We start from the raw sequence: 13,604 nt of genomic DNA on the forward strand, positions 1-13,604 counted from the left end.
ACTGCGCCGGAAGTGGGGCGAATTATAGACATCTAAAATTCGCCGTCAACACTTATTTTCAGAATCACTCAGATTTCAGAGTGATGCGTGCAAATGCCTTCTTGCCTGCCTGGCAAACGTGGGTCGCACCCAGTACATATATAAAGGAGCGATCAACCACTTCACCATCAATGCGCACCCCACCAGACGCCAGCAGATCGCGCGCCGCCGCCGAGTTCTTCACCAGGCCTGCCTTATTAAGGACAGCCGCGATCGGCATATCTTCAGTAGAAGCCAGTTCGACCTCCGGCAGATCATCCGGCAACTCACCATCCTTCATACGGTTACCCGCCGCACGATGAGCGTTGGCCGCTGCCTCTTCACCATGGAAGCGCGCAACGATCTCTTCAGCCAGCTTGATTTTGACGTCGCGCGGATTGGCGCCCACTTCTACATCGGCACGTAACGCATTGATCTCATCCATCGAGCGGAAGCTGAGCAGCTCGAAGTAACGCCACATCAACGCATCCGGAATCGAAACCAGCTTGCTGTACATGACGCCCGGCGCTTCCTGAATGCCGACGTAGTTGCCCAATGACTTGGACATCTTCTTCACGCCATCCAGCCCCTCAAGCAGCGGCATGGTCAGAATGCATTGAGCCTCTTGACCATAACCGCGCTGCAGCTCGCGCCCCATCAGCAAGTTGAACTTCTGATCAGTGCCACCCAACTCCACATCCGCGCGCAGGGCCACCGAGTCGTAACCCTGAACCAGCGGATAGAGAAACTCGTGAATCGCGATTGGCTGGTTAGTCGTGTAGCGCTTGTCGAAGTCATCACGCTCAAGCATGCGCGCGACGGTGTACTGTGAAGTCAGACGAATGAAGTCCGCCGGCCCCATCTGATCCATCCAGGTGGAGTTGAATGCAACTTCAGTTTTCGCCGGATCAAGAATCTTGAACACCTGAGTCTTGTAGGTCTCGGCGTTTTCCAGAACCTGCTCACGAGTCAGCGGAGGACGAGTGGCGCTCTTGCCGCTCGGATCACCGATCATCCCGGTGAAGTCACCTATAAGGAAGATTACCTGATGCCCCAGCTCCTGGAACTGGCGCAGCTTATTAATAAGCACGGTATGACCCAGGTGCAGATCCGGAGCGGTCGGGTCAAAACCAGCCTTGATCCGCAGCGGCTGGCCGCGCTTGAGCTTCTCGATCAGCTCGGACTCGACCAACAGTTCTTCCGCACCACGTTTAATCAGCGCTAGCTGCTCTTCAACCGACTTCATAACAGACCCGCAAGGCTCAGATTCAAAGGGAACCAACCATACAAGATCGCGCACCAATTACAAGTTTTGCCCGGCGCACGGACACCAATCCACAGACGTGCTGTCTGTAGACTTGCTTCAGAGATGATTTGGTTATATTTTATACAGTTATTTCATCTTCATCATGTCATTCATCTTTTCCAATTCATCATTTTTCAAAGTCAAAATTACCTATGACCACAGAACCGTCTAAAGCGCCTCCGCTTTACCCGAAGACCCACCTGCTCGCCGCAAGTGGAATCGCCGCCCTTCTCAGCCTGGCTCTCCTGGTATTTCCTTCCAGTGATGTAGAAGCCAAAAAGACGACCCTGAGCCTTGAACTGGAAAGTCCTGCTGAACAACTGACACAAGATCAAGACGCAGCTGATGCGACTCAAGCCACAAATGAGCCAGTAACTTCGCCGTTTGCTCAAATCGAAAACAGTAACGAAAACACCCCGCAAACCGCCGAAGCAGCACCTGCGCCAGCCGCCGAAAAGCCAAAGTCACCTGGCCACCGTGAAGTCATCGTTGCCAAGGGCGATACGCTGTCGACCCTGTTCGAAAAGGTCGGCCTGCCTGCCGCCTCCGTTCACGAAGTCCTGGCCAGCGACAAGCAAGCCAAACAATTCAGCCAGCTTAAACACGGCCAAAAACTCGAATTCGAATTGAACCCTGAAGGACAGCTGACCAGCTTGCACAGCAAGGTCAGCGACGTCGAAACCATTACCCTGACCAAGAATGACAAGGGTTATGCCTTCAACCGGGTTACCGCAAAACCAACTGTTCGTACCGCTTACGTGCACGGCGTCATCAATAGCTCACTCTCGCAATCCGCGGCCCGTGCCGGCCTCTCGCACAGCCTGACCATGGATATGGCCAGTGTCTTCGGCTACGACGTCGACTTCGCTCAGGACATCCGTCAGGGTGACGAATTCGACGTGATCTACGAGCAGAAAGTGGTCAACGGCAAAGCCGTCGGCACTGGCCCCATCCTGTCCGCACGCTTCACCAACCGCGGCAAGACTTACACCGCCGTGCGTTACACCAACAAGCAAGGCAACAGCAGCTACTACACCGCTGATGGCAACAGCATGCGCAAGGCGTTCATCCGTACGCCGGTGGACTTCGCCCGCATCAGTTCGAAGTTCTCCATGGGCCGCAAGCACCCGATCCTCAACAAGATCCGCGCCCACAAAGGTGTCGACTACGCAGCGCCACGCGGCACGCCGATCAAGGCTGCCGGCGACGGTAAAGTACTGCTGGCCGGCCGCCGTGGCGGCTACGGCAACACGGTGATCATCCAGCACGGCAACACTTACCGCACGCTGTACGGCCACATGCAAGGCTTCGCCAAAGGCGTGAAGACTGGCGGTTCCGTGAAGCAAGGCCAAGTCATCGGCTACATCGGTACTACAGGCCTCTCAACCGGCCCACACTTGCACTATGAGTTCCAGGTCAATGGCGTTCACGTCGATCCGCTGGGGCAGAAGCTGCCAATGGCTGATCCGATTGCCAAAGCCGAACGTGCTCGCTTCCTTGCACAGAGCCAACCGCTGATGGCGCGCATGGATCAAGAGAAGGCCACCATGCTGGCTTCGAGCAAGCGCTAAGTCATGGCCCTGTATATCGGCGTGATGTCCGGAACCAGTCTCGACGGTCTGGACATTGCCCTGATCGAACAGACCTCGGCGATCAAACTGGTCGCCACGCACTACATTCCCATGCCTGCCCCCCTGCGCACAGAGCTGCTTGGCTTGTGCGCCAGCGGCCCCGATGAAATCGCCCGCTCGGCGATTGCCCAGCAGAACTGGGTGAAGCTCGCGGCGCAGGGCATTCATACCCTCCTCGATCAGCAGCAGCTCAAACCACGAGACATTCGCGCGATCGGCAGCCACGGCCAGACCATCCGCCATGAGCCGGCGCGCGGTTTCACCGTGCAGATCGGCAACCCCGCTCTGTTGACTGAGCTGACCGGTATCACCGTAGTCAGCGACTTCCGCAGTCGCGATGTCGCAGCTGGCGGCCAAGGTGCTCCGTTGGTTCCTGCATTCCATGAAGCTTTGTTCGAAGAGCGTACCGGCAATCAGGCCGTCTTGAATGTCGGCGGTTTCAGCAATTTGAGTCTGATAGAGCCGACCAAGCCTGTAGCCGGTTTCGACTGCGGCCCTGGGAATGTGCTGATGGACGCCTGGATTCAGCAGCAGCGTGGTGAAAACTATGATCGTAATGGCGAATGGGCAAAAACCGGTACGGTAGAACCGATGTTGCTGGAAGCACTGCTCAGCGATCCGTTCTTTATTACCAAGGGCCCAAAAAGTACCGGCCGCGAAGTATTCAACCTGCCATGGCTGGAGCAACATCTGTCACGGCTCCCAGCCTTCGCTGCGGAAAACGTGCAGGCCACGTTGCTTGAGCTGACTGCGCTGACCATCGTCGAGTCGCTGCACAGCGCTCAATCCGACACCCAAGAGTTGTTGGTCTGCGGCGGCGGCGCACACAACAGCACACTGATGAAACGCTTGGCCGACCTGCTACCCAACACGACGGTAGCCAGCACCCAGACCCACGGCGTTGATCCGGACTGGGTAGAAGCGATGGCTTTCGCATGGCTGGCCCATTGCTGCCTCGAAGGGATCGCCGCCAACCGCCCAAGCGTCACCGGCGCACGCGGTCTGCGGATACTCGGCGCCATCTATCCAGCCTGATCAACTCGCACACAGCAAAACGCCGCAGAACCGTAAGGCTCTGCGGCGTTTTGTTGTCTGTAACGAAGAGCGATCAGATCGAGAACGAAGACCCGCAACCACAGGTTGTGGTGGCATTCGGGTTCTTGATCACGAAGCGCGAACCTTCCAGACCTTCCTGGTAATCCACTTCAGCACCGGCCAGGTACTGGAAGCTCATCGGATCAACCACCAGACTCACGCCTTCGCGCTCAACGATCGTGTCGTCATCGGCCACGTCTTCATCGAAGGTGAAACCATATTGAAACCCTGAACAACCGCCGCCCGTAACGAATACGCGCAGCTTCAAGCGATCATTCCCCTCTTCATCGACCAGGCTCTTCACCTTGTGCGCAGCACCTTGAGTGAATTGCAAAGCCGTGGGGGTGAAGGATTCGACGCTCATGCTGACTATCTCCCGGCGTTACGCCGCCATAATGCGTGATGACGCGCATTATCCGCTTGTCCTAGAAAATCGGTCAACTATTGTTACGGTATATCAATAAAGCCGACGAGCTGTTCACAATGCAAAAAGGCCCGCTTGACGGGCCTTTTCGCTGTGCGGCTTAAAGTGTTACGGCAGCATACCGGCGTGGGACAGGCCGAAACGCTCGTCCAGCCCGAACAGAATGTTCATGTTCTGCACCGCCTGACCCGACGCGCCTTTGACCAGGTTGTCGATCACCGACAGTACGACCACAAGATCGCCATCCTGCGGACGGTGAACGGCGATACGGCAAACGTTGGCACCACGCACACTACGGGTTTCCGGATGGCTGCCGGCAGGCATTACATCGACGAACGGTTCGTTGGCATAACGCTTTTCGAACAGCGCCTGCAGATCCACCGAGCGATCAACCACGGTCGCGTAGAGCGTCGAGTGAATGCCACGGATCATCGGGGTCAGGTGCGGAACGAAGGTCAGACCAACGTCCTTACTCGCTGCGCGACGCAGACCCTGGCGAATTTCCGGCAAGTGACGGTGACCCTTTACCGCATAGGCCTTCATGCTTTCCGACGTCTCGGAGTACAACGAGCCTACAGCCGCACCACGACCGGCACCACTGACACCGGATTTGCAGTCGGCGATCAGACGCGAAGTATCGGCCAGTCCAGCTTCAAGCAGCGGCAGGAAACCCAGCTGCGTCGCGGTTGGATAGCAACCTGGCACAGCGATCAGGCGAGCTTTCTTGATCTGCTCGCGATTGACTTCCGGCAGGCCATAAACCGCCTCGTCCAGCAATTCAGGCGCGCCGTGCGGCTGGCCGTACCATTTGGCCCACTCTTCAGCGTCTTGCAGACGGAAGTCTGCCGACAGGTCGATGACCTTGGTGCCCGCCGCCAGCAATTCACCGGCCAATGCGTGAGCCACACCGTGCGGCGTGGCGAAGAACACCACGTCGCAAGCGCCGAGGGTCTTGATGTCCGGCACGCTGAAGGCCAGGCCGTCGTAGTGACCGCGCAGGTTCGGGTACATGTCAGCCACGGCCAGCCCGGCCTCGGATCGGGAAGTGATCACAACCACTTCTGCTTGCGGATGCTGCGCCAACAGACGCAGCAGTTCGACACCGGTGTACCCCGTGCCGCCGACAATACCGACCTTGACCATAACCTGCCCTCAAAGAACCCACTGGAAAGCCGTCGATAATAGGGGCCGCGCACGTCTGCGACAACCGTCAAGGTGACGTGCGGACGCTCAAGCCTCTACTATCCGGCTTACCGTGAATTAGGAATAACTAAAAATGCTCTATCTGTGGGTAAAAGCGTTTCACATTGTCAGCGTCGTTTGCTGGTTTGCCGGGCTGTTCTACTTGCCGCGTCTGTTCGTGTATCACGCGCAAAGCGAAGACACGATCAGCAAAGAGCGCTTCAGTGTCATGGAGCGCAAGCTGTATCGCGGCATCATGGGCCCGGCGATGATCGCCACGCTGATCTTCGGCGGCTGGCTGATCTATCTGAACCCGAGCCTCTTCAGCATGGGCGGCTGGATTCACGCCAAGCTGACCCTTGTCGTCTTGCTGATCGGCTACCACCACATGTGCGGCGCGCAGGTAAAACGTTTTGCCCGTGGCGAGAACACCCGCAGCCATGTCTTTTATCGCTGGTTCAATGAAGTACCGGTTCTGATATTGCTGGCTATCGTAATTCTGGTCGTGGTCAAGCCGTTCTAACTTCAACAACTACAGATCTTTGGGGTATCCATAATGTCGCTGCCCGCTTTGCTCGAACAACGTCTGCGTCTGCCCGTGGTGGCCGCGCCGATGTTTCTGATTTCCAACCCGGAACTGGTACTCGCCTGCTGCCGTAATGGCGTCGTTGGCAGCTTCCCGGCGCTGAACCAGCGTGAAAGTAGCGGGTTCAAGGCCTGGCTGGAACAGATCGAAGCGGGACTGGCGACACTTGAGAATCCGGCCCCCTATGCAGTGAACCTTATCGTGCACAACAGCAACCCGCGCTTGCAGGCGGACCTGAATATCTGCGTCGAACATAAAGTGCCGATCGTCATCACCAGCCTCGGCGCGGTAAAGGAATTGGTCGATGCGGTACACAGCTACGGCGGTCTGGTCTTCCATGACGTCACCACTCGCCGGCATGCAGAGAAAGCGGCCGAGGCCGGTGTCGACGGCTTGATCGCCGTTGCTGCGGGCGCCGGGGGCCATGCCGGGACCTGGAGCCCATTCGCGCTGATCGCGGAGATCCGCCAGTTCTTCGATAAAACCCTGTTGCTTGCAGGATGTCTTAACCACGGTCATGAGATTCTCGCCGCGCAACTGCTCGGCGCGGATTTGGCCTACTTCGGTACGCGATTTATCGGCACCACCGAAAGTCATGCGCCTGACGCCTACAAGGAGATGCTGCTGACAGCCAAGGCTGCAGACATCATCCATACTCCAGCGGTGTCGGGGGTACCGGCGAGTTTTATGCGCCAGAGTCTGGAGGCGGCCGGCTTCGATATGGCGGCTCTGCAAGGCAAAGGCGAAGTGAATTTTGGTGACAAGCTCAAGCCGATCAGTGATGAAGCCAAAGCCTGGAAAACCGTGTGGTCTGCCGGTCAAGGCGTAGGGCAGATCGATGATCTGCCGAGCGTGGATGATTTGATCGCACGACTGGATGCCGAGTATCGCCAGGCACAGGAACGCGCGGCACAATTGCCGAAACGCTGGCCACGCTAAGAAAAACCAGGCCGGCCCCAATGGACTGGCCTTACACTGCTGACCTTTCAATTCATTCGCGACAAGGATGCCTCGGCCATGAGCGAACCCCGTTACAAGATCGTGTTCGACGGTGCTCTACAGCCCGGTGTCGATATCACCACTGCCAAACTCAATCTGGCGGATCTGTTCAAAAGCGATGTGACCGCGATTGAGCGCCTTTTTAACGGCAGCGTCGTCGCACTCAAGCGCGAACTCTCCCACATTGATGCTCAAACGTACCTGCAGGCACTGAACAAAACCGGGATTGCTGCGCGAATCGAAACGGAAACAGCCATTGAGCTGAATCTGGCCGATGTCCATGAGCAGGCTCAGGTTGTTGCCGAACCTGACTCGCCTTACGCGGCACCTCGCGCCAACGTCGGTGAAAATCTGCCGGAGTTCGCCACGCTCAAGCCGTTCAGCGTCGAAGGGCGGATCGGACGCCTGCGTTTTCTGGCCTGGACAATGGTGCTGAGTCTGGTGACATTGCCCATTGTCGGCGTGTTCGCCCTGTTGGCTCTGGGGCTGGTCAGCGGTGATTCCACTACCGGCCTGATCATCGGCGGGATCTTCGCGTTTTTCCTGTTTATCGCTTTCCTGATTGTCAGCATTCTGTTCAGCGTTCAGCGTCTGCACGATATCGGCTGGTCGGGCTGGCTCTGGCTATTGAACCTTGTACCCTTTGTGGGCAGCTTCTTCCCGCTGGTGATCATGGTCGTACCGGGCAACACCGGCGCCAATCGCTATGGCCCTCCCCCTCCGGCAAACAGTACCGCAGTAAAAGTGCTGTGCTCCCTGTGGATTGTGTTCTTCGCGCTGATTTTTGCGGGTGGAATGCTGGGCGGGATCTCGGCGATCCAGCAGGAATACGAAAGCAACCTGGAAAGCAGCTACGAAAGTGGCTCGGTGACCACCGATGAAGTCGAAGTAGAAGTCGAATCACCCGTGGATTCCGCCGACGAAGCAGCCGAAGCGGCGCAGGCCCCTGTAGACTCTGCGAAAGAATGAACAGCGCTCCCCGCCGTGACACCCGCGTCGCTGGCGCGGAGCTGTTGCGATGGAGAATTGCATGACCCGTTACGCACTGATCACCGGCGCTTCCAGCGGCATTGGCTTGGCCATGGCCGAAGCGCTGGCCCGGCGCGGCCGCAGCCTGATTCTGGTGGCCCGACAGCGTGATCAGCTGGAAAGCATTGCGTTCGAATTGACCCAGCGTTTTGGCGTCGAGGTGCTGTTCCGCGCCTGCGATCTGGGCGAGCCGCTGCGCTTGTCCGGTTTCTTGCTGGAGCTGGAAGAAGGCGACCGGCAGATCGACTTGCTGGTGAACTGTGCAGGCATTGGCACCTGCGGCCCGTTTCTCGCGCAGGACTGGATGACCGAGCAGGACCTGATCGAAGTGAACATCCTCGCCCTCACCCGCCTGTGCCACGCGATCGGCAACAGCATGGCGCTGCAGGGTGGCGGGCAGATTCTCAACGTTGCTTCGGTGGCCGCGTTCAATCCCGGCCCGTGGATGAGCACTTATTACGCCAGCAAAGCCTATGTTCTGCACTTCTCCGAAGCCTTGCGAGTAGAACTCAAGCAAAGTGCTGTGAAGGTTTCGGTGCTTTGCCCCGGCCCGACGCGCACGGCATTTTTCCGCACGGCGCAACTCAACAGCGACAAAATCAAAGACAGCAAATTGCTGATGAGCCCGGAGGAAGTTGCGCTGTACACCGTGCGCGCCCTCGACAAGAACCGGGCGATCATCATCCCGGGGCGCCGCAACCGCTGGTTCGCCTTTTTGCCGCGACTCGGTTCGCGCTGGCTCAATCGCACCATTGTCGGCATGGTCAACAAGGCTTACTGCCCGCGCTGAAATGCCCTACAGGTAAAACACTGGGCGGGATAAGCCGCCCTGCGTACACTCAGACCAGCCCAAACAACGGAGAAAACAGCAGTGGATACTCTGTTCACCAAGATCATCAACCGGGAGATCCCGGCCAAGATCATTTACGAAGACGACCAGGTTCTGGCGTTTCACGACATCGCCCCTCAGGCACCGGTGCATTTCCTGGTGATCCCGAAGAAACCGGTGCGCACCCTCAATGACCTGACCGAAGACGACAAGGCACTGGCCGGGCATATTCTGTTCACTGCACAGCGTCTGGCGCTGGAGCTGGGTTGCGAAGAAGGTTTCCGCGTGGTGATGAACTGCAACGAGAAGGGTGGCCAGACGGTCTACCACATTCATATGCACGTCCTCGGTCAGCGTCAGATGAACTGGCCACCGGGCTAATATCCAGCAAACCTGTGTAGGAGCTGCCGAAGGCTGCGATCTTTTGATCTTCGAGTATCAAAAACAAGATCAAAAGATCGCAGCCTTCGGCGGCTCCTACATAAAGCAAAAAGCACATCCAGCGTGACTGATGACCCAGCGCAAACCTTCCTCGGCCGATTCGGTTAAACTGGTCGCCGAGATTCTTCCCGGAGGTCAGCATGACTACCCAACGTCACTACTCGCCGATTGACCGTCTTCTGCTGCAAGCCGATGCCGCGATGCGTACCCTGCTGCCCTTCAGCGGCCAGCCGTACCGTCCGTCGCCAGCCATTCTGCAGCCGGATACGCAAATGAGCGACGAAGACACCCGCCACGTCGCCGGTCTGATGCGCATCAACCATACCGGTGAAGTCTGCGCCCAGGCGCTGTATCAGGGGCAGGCGCTGACCGCCAAGCTACCGCAGGTGCGCGCAGCCATGGAGCACGCGGCCGAAGAAGAGATTGATCATCTGGTGTGGTGCGAACAGCGCATTCATCAGTTGGGCAGCCATACCAGCGTTTTGAATCCACTGTTTTACGGTATGTCGTTCGGTATTGGCGCGGTAGCCGGGTTGATCAGCGACAAGGTCAGCCTCGGGTTTGTCGCGGCGACCGAGCATCAGGTGTGCAAACATCTGAATGAACATCTGGAACAACTGCCGGCCGAGGACGAGAAATCCCGGGCGATTCTCGAGCAGATGCGCATTGATGAAGAACATCATGCCGAAAGTGCTTTGGAGGCTGGTGGGTTCCGTTTTCCGGCACCGGTGAAATTCGGGATGAGTATTCTGGCCAAGGTGATGACCAAGAGTACTTATCGGATCTGAGAACGGTATTGCTGCAGAGGGCAACTTCGCGAGCAGGCTCGCTCCCACAGGGGTTCGTGCCAGGAATGAAAAAGGCGACCGAAAGGTCGCCTTTTTTTGTGCCCGGGAATCTTAGGTCGGCATGTTGCGCGCGTAGAAGATTTCGAGCATTTCGTGTTTCACCCGGTCGGTCACCTGAGCGCGTTGCTCCGCAGACAGGTTGCTGGTGGCGTCGCCAAACAGGTAGTTATCCAGTTCGAAGTTCTTCAGCAGCATTTTGGTGTGGAACAGGTTTTCCTGGTACACGTTCACGTCGGTCATCTGGTACGCGTCGCGAGTGTCTTCGGACAAGTAGTTCTGGATCGAATTGATCTCGTGGTCGATGAAGTGCTTGTTGCCTTCAACGTCACGGGTGAAGCCGCGCACACGGTAATCCACAGTCACGATGTCCGAATCGAACTGGTGAATGAGGAAATTGAGCGCTTTCAGCGGTGAAATGACACCACAAGTCGACACATCGATGTCCACACGGAAAGTTGCAATACCGTCGTCCGGATGGATTTCCGGGTAGGTGTGCACCGTGATATGACTCTTGTCGAGGTGGGCCAGGATAATTTCGGGCAACGGGCCCGGCGATTCTTCGATCTGGCTTTCAGTCGGGGTTACCGGCTCTTCAGAAATCAGAATCGTGACGCTGGCGCCCTGAGGTTCATAGTCCTGACTGGCAATATTCAGGATGTTGGCACCAATGATCTCGACAACTTCTGTGAGAATCTGCGTCAGGCGTTTCGCGTTGTACTCTTGATTGATGTACTCAACGTAAGCCTGCTGGTCTTGCGGGGTTTCCGCGTAGCAGATGTCATAGATGTTGAAGCTCAAGGTCTTTGTCAGGTTATTGAACCCGTGGAGCTTGAGTTTGCTTTTCACCGTTAAAAACTCTCTATGTATGCGGCCCGGCCGCGTGATCAAGCATGCCCGTCAAGTGCGAACAACGCACCTGCGTAGGACGGTTAACACCTCTTCGCGATGGCGATTTTGGTTATCTGTTCAGGCGGCTGATCCGTCGGCTGACCGATCACTGCCCTGAAAAAAGTGGCGCATTATGCAGACGTCAGCGAGGGATCGCCAGAGTCTGCACTGCTTTTATGATAGTTGAATGTCGGTTCAACCGAGTTCGACGATTTCGTAATCGTGAGTGATTGCCACGCCAGCGGCGCCGAGCATGATCGAGGCCGAGCAATACTTCTCGGCGGACAGCTCGATCGCGCGTTTGACCTGGGCTTCTTTCAGACCACGACCCTTGACCACGAAATGCATGTGGATCTTGGTGAACACCTTCGGATCTTCGGTCGCGCGCTCTGCTTCGAGAAAGGCTTCGCAGCTTTCAACAGCCTGGCGGGACTTCTTCAGAATGCTGACCACGTCGAAGTTACTGCAACCGCCCACGCCCAGCAGGAGCATTTCCATCGGGCGAACACCCAGATTACGACCACCGGCGTCCGGCGGACCGTCCATCACCACGACATGACCGCTACCGGATTCGCCGAGGAACATGGCTTCGCCAGCCCATTGGATGCGTGCCTTCATCGCCCAGACTCCACTGTAAAAAAAGGGTCGCCAGCTTAGCACAGGGCTTTGCCCGGACAGCGAGCCACGTTCCTAGGACAGATGCTTCTGCCCTGTAGGTAATTTCTCGAATTTGCGACGAAGTGTCTGTTAAGCTGGCGCCAATTCGCTGGCGCCCATGCCGGCTGTGTAGCGACCGCCTTCAGCGCCTCATAAAAAAATCAAACATCACCGTGCAGTCTTTTCGGGATACAACCATGGTTGCTATTACCCCCACACCCAAAATCAAGAACCTCGACAAGCTGTTGATGCATTGTCAGCGCCGTCGCCATGCGGCCAAAAGCAATATCATCTGTGCGGGCGATCGCTCGGACACGCTGTACTTCATCATCAAGGGCTCGGTGACAATCCTGATCGAGGATGACGACGGCCGCGAGATGATCATCGCTTACCTTAATGCCGGGGATTTCTTTGGCGAATTGGGCCTGTTCGAGCAGGCGGGACAGGAACAGGAACGCAGCGCCTGGGTGCGGGCCAAGGTTGAATGCGAAACTGCAGAAATCAGCTACGCCAAGTTCCGCGAATTGTCGCAGCAAGACCCGGACATTCTTTACGTGCTTAGCGGACAAATCGCACAACGCCTGCGCAACACCACGCGCAAGGTTGGCGACTTGGCGTTCTTCGACGTGACCGGTCGTGTAGCCCGCTGCCTATTGGAGTTGTGCAAGCAGCCGGACGCGATGACGCACCCGGACGGCATGCAGATCAAGGTGACCCGTCAGGAAATCGGCCGGATTGTCGGTTGTTCGCGGGAGATGGTCGGTCGCGTGCTCAAGGATCTTGAGGAACGCAACCTGGTCGATGTGAAAGGCAAGACCATGGTGGTCTACGGTACGCGGTAAGCCCGAATATCAGGCGCTGTAGATCTGCGCCAGCATCAGACGAAACAACTCATCGAGACGCGCCAAGGCCTGTGGCGCGTTGAATTTCTCATGCAGGGCAATGTGGCTTTCAGCCCGCACCCGTTGCTCCAGGCCGCATGCTTCGTTGAAGCGATTGACCGCCGCAACCATCGACTCGCGCTCGTTATCCATCAGCATCGCACCGTGTACCAGACCGACCGGACGCTGTCCGCCCTGGCTTTGGCGCCAGCGCTGGGCCGTGCCGACCATTTTGCGGCCATCGAGGTTGACGTTGAAGCGACCGTCGCAGAATGCGCCATCGATTTCGCCCAATGATGATGCGCCACCCAACTCGTCGAGCAACTGGCAGATCGGATCGCAGAGACGGTGGTAGCCGGTTTCGATGCGGTTCAGATCGCCTTCGCTGCGCGGTGGCGCATAGACGAATGCGATATTGATTGTGGCGGCCGATTGCGGGACGGGCTCGCCGCCAGTTTCGCGCAAGAGCACCGGCCAGCCAGCGGCGGCAGAGACTTCGCAGGCACGGTCGAAACCGGGAAGACGATTGAGGCGGCGCGGCATGACCAGGGCGCGATCGCTGGGTTGCCAGAACAGCAGGCCGAATTCAGAGTCGCCGGCGCAGACCGAGGCCAGCAAATCCTGTTCGGCTTGCAGGCCGGCTTCGATGGTCAGGGGGGTTGGCAGCGACATGGAAGGCTCCGACAGATCTGGAATCTTTGGGGATTTCTAATACCTCATCGCGAGCAGGCTCACTCCTACAATTGGAACGCGTTCCCCTGTAGGAGTGAGCCTGCTCGCGATGGCGTCG

General features: G+C 57.4%; 15 protein-coding genes. 9 read left to right on the forward strand and 6 right to left on the reverse strand.

Annotation, left to right across the window (positions count from 1 at the left end; translation table 11 throughout):
* Positions 1-64: 64 nt before the first annotated feature.
* Complete coding sequence (gene tyrS, locus ACM6IN_RS05315) at positions 65-1,264, reverse strand: tyrosine--tRNA ligase (RefSeq protein ID WP_414915544.1); 1,200 nt, start codon at positions 1,262-1,264, stop codon at positions 65-67.
* Positions 1,265-1,476: 212 nt separating this feature from the next.
* Between tyrS and ACM6IN_RS05320 the strand changes: the two genes are divergently transcribed.
* Together ACM6IN_RS05320 and ACM6IN_RS05325 are read left to right on the forward strand one after the other, a co-directional pair.
* On the forward strand, positions 1,477-2,895 hold the full coding sequence (locus tag ACM6IN_RS05320) for a peptidoglycan DD-metalloendopeptidase family protein (RefSeq protein ID WP_414915545.1): 1,419 nt from the start codon (positions 1,477-1,479) through the stop codon (positions 2,893-2,895).
* Positions 2,896-2,898: 3 nt separating this feature from the next.
* Positions 2,899-3,990 carry an anhydro-N-acetylmuramic acid kinase gene (locus ACM6IN_RS05325; RefSeq protein ID WP_414915546.1) on the forward strand — a complete coding sequence of 364 codons (1,092 nt, stop codon included), beginning with the start codon at positions 2,899-2,901 and terminating at the stop codon, positions 3,988-3,990.
* 73 nt (positions 3,991-4,063) lie between these two features.
* Here the strand turns inward: ACM6IN_RS05325 and erpA are convergent, their stop codons facing one another.
* Together erpA and argC are read right to left on the reverse strand one after the other, a co-directional pair.
* Positions 4,064-4,414 carry an iron-sulfur cluster insertion protein ErpA gene (gene erpA, locus ACM6IN_RS05330; protein ID WP_007918905.1) on the reverse strand — a complete coding sequence of 117 codons (351 nt, stop codon included), beginning with the start codon at positions 4,412-4,414 and terminating at the stop codon, positions 4,064-4,066.
* A 168-nt stretch (positions 4,415-4,582) separates the two neighbouring features.
* On the reverse strand, positions 4,583-5,617 hold the full coding sequence (gene argC / locus ACM6IN_RS05335; protein WP_007918900.1) for an N-acetyl-gamma-glutamyl-phosphate reductase: 1,035 nt from the start codon (positions 5,615-5,617) through the stop codon (positions 4,583-4,585).
* Positions 5,618-5,750: 133 nt separating this feature from the next.
* On the opposite strand from argC, the gene hemJ reads away from it, so the two are divergent.
* The 6 genes from hemJ (at position 5,751) to coq7 (ending at position 10,328) form a co-directional block, all read left to right on the forward strand.
* Positions 5,751-6,179, forward strand: coding sequence for a protoporphyrinogen oxidase HemJ (gene hemJ, locus ACM6IN_RS05340; protein WP_007918898.1), 429 nt, complete (start codon positions 5,751-5,753; stop codon positions 6,177-6,179).
* A gap of 33 nt (positions 6,180-6,212) precedes the next feature.
* Positions 6,213-7,181, forward strand: a complete 969-nt coding sequence (locus ACM6IN_RS05345) for an NAD(P)H-dependent flavin oxidoreductase (RefSeq protein ID WP_414915547.1) — start codon at positions 6,213-6,215, stop codon at positions 7,179-7,181.
* A gap of 78 nt (positions 7,182-7,259) precedes the next feature.
* Positions 7,260-8,210: a DUF805 domain-containing protein gene (locus ACM6IN_RS05350; protein WP_414915548.1), complete on the forward strand. Its 951-nt coding sequence runs from the start codon at positions 7,260-7,262 to the stop codon at positions 8,208-8,210.
* A gap of 61 nt (positions 8,211-8,271) precedes the next feature.
* Positions 8,272-9,060: an SDR family NAD(P)-dependent oxidoreductase gene (locus ACM6IN_RS05355; protein ID WP_095112697.1), complete on the forward strand. Its 789-nt coding sequence runs from the start codon at positions 8,272-8,274 to the stop codon at positions 9,058-9,060.
* A gap of 81 nt (positions 9,061-9,141) precedes the next feature.
* On the forward strand, positions 9,142-9,480 hold the full coding sequence (locus tag ACM6IN_RS05360) for a histidine triad nucleotide-binding protein (protein ID WP_003228789.1): 339 nt from the start codon (positions 9,142-9,144) through the stop codon (positions 9,478-9,480).
* A gap of 200 nt (positions 9,481-9,680) precedes the next feature.
* Complete coding sequence (gene coq7, locus ACM6IN_RS05365) at positions 9,681-10,328, forward strand: 2-polyprenyl-3-methyl-6-methoxy-1,4-benzoquinone monooxygenase (RefSeq protein WP_007918889.1); 648 nt, start codon at positions 9,681-9,683, stop codon at positions 10,326-10,328.
* Positions 10,329-10,439: 111 nt separating this feature from the next.
* Here coq7 and speD read toward each other — a convergent pair whose 3' ends face one another.
* On the reverse strand, positions 10,440-11,234 hold the full coding sequence (gene speD / locus ACM6IN_RS05370) for an adenosylmethionine decarboxylase (protein ID WP_007918883.1): 795 nt from the start codon (positions 11,232-11,234) through the stop codon (positions 10,440-10,442).
* Positions 11,235-11,471: 237 nt separating this feature from the next.
* Positions 11,472-11,894, reverse strand: coding sequence for an OsmC family protein (locus ACM6IN_RS05375; protein WP_003228794.1), 423 nt, complete (start codon positions 11,892-11,894; stop codon positions 11,472-11,474).
* Between the two features lie 236 nt (positions 11,895-12,130).
* On the opposite strand from ACM6IN_RS05375, the gene crp reads away from it, so the two are divergent.
* Positions 12,131-12,775, forward strand: coding sequence for a cAMP-activated global transcriptional regulator CRP (gene crp / locus ACM6IN_RS05380; protein WP_007918881.1), 645 nt, complete (start codon positions 12,131-12,133; stop codon positions 12,773-12,775).
* 9 nt (positions 12,776-12,784) lie between these two features.
* Here crp and ACM6IN_RS05385 read toward each other — a convergent pair whose 3' ends face one another.
* Entirely contained in the window at positions 12,785-13,486 is a 702-nt protein-coding gene (locus ACM6IN_RS05385; protein WP_414915549.1) for a biotin/lipoate A/B protein ligase family protein, read from the reverse strand.
* Positions 13,487-13,604 lie beyond the last annotated feature (118 nt).

Source organism: Pseudomonas sp. IT-P395 (genome assembly GCF_949767675.1).
Lineage (GTDB): Bacteria > Pseudomonadota > Gammaproteobacteria > Pseudomonadales > Pseudomonadaceae > Aquipseudomonas.

Excerpts from the sequence above, each read along its gene's own strand:
- tyrS (WP_414915544.1), bottom strand. The coding sequence starts at position 1,264 with ATGAAGTCGGTTGAAGAGCAGCTAGCGCTGATTAAACGTGGTGCGGAA.
- ACM6IN_RS05320 (WP_414915545.1), top strand. The coding sequence starts at position 1,477 with ATGACCACAGAACCGTCTAAAGCGCCTCCGCTTTACCCGAAGACCCAC.
- ACM6IN_RS05325 (WP_414915546.1), top strand. The coding sequence starts at position 2,899 with ATGGCCCTGTATATCGGCGTGATGTCCGGAACCAGTCTCGACGGTCTG.
- erpA (WP_007918905.1), bottom strand. The coding sequence starts at position 4,414 with ATGAGCGTCGAATCCTTCACCCCCACGGCTTTGCAATTCACTCAAGGT.
- argC (WP_007918900.1), bottom strand. The coding sequence starts at position 5,617 with ATGGTCAAGGTCGGTATTGTCGGCGGCACGGGGTACACCGGTGTCGAA.
- hemJ (WP_007918898.1), top strand. The coding sequence starts at position 5,751 with ATGCTCTATCTGTGGGTAAAAGCGTTTCACATTGTCAGCGTCGTTTGC.
- ACM6IN_RS05345 (WP_414915547.1), top strand. The coding sequence starts at position 6,213 with ATGTCGCTGCCCGCTTTGCTCGAACAACGTCTGCGTCTGCCCGTGGTG.
- ACM6IN_RS05350 (WP_414915548.1), top strand. The coding sequence starts at position 7,260 with ATGAGCGAACCCCGTTACAAGATCGTGTTCGACGGTGCTCTACAGCCC.
- ACM6IN_RS05355 (WP_095112697.1), top strand. The coding sequence starts at position 8,272 with ATGACCCGTTACGCACTGATCACCGGCGCTTCCAGCGGCATTGGCTTG.
- coq7 (WP_007918889.1), top strand. The coding sequence starts at position 9,681 with ATGACTACCCAACGTCACTACTCGCCGATTGACCGTCTTCTGCTGCAA.
- ACM6IN_RS05375 (WP_003228794.1), bottom strand. The coding sequence starts at position 11,894 with ATGAAGGCACGCATCCAATGGGCTGGCGAAGCCATGTTCCTCGGCGAA.
- crp (WP_007918881.1), top strand. The coding sequence starts at position 12,131 with ATGGTTGCTATTACCCCCACACCCAAAATCAAGAACCTCGACAAGCTG.
- ACM6IN_RS05385 (WP_414915549.1), bottom strand. The coding sequence starts at position 13,486 with ATGTCGCTGCCAACCCCCCTGACCATCGAAGCCGGCCTGCAAGCCGAA.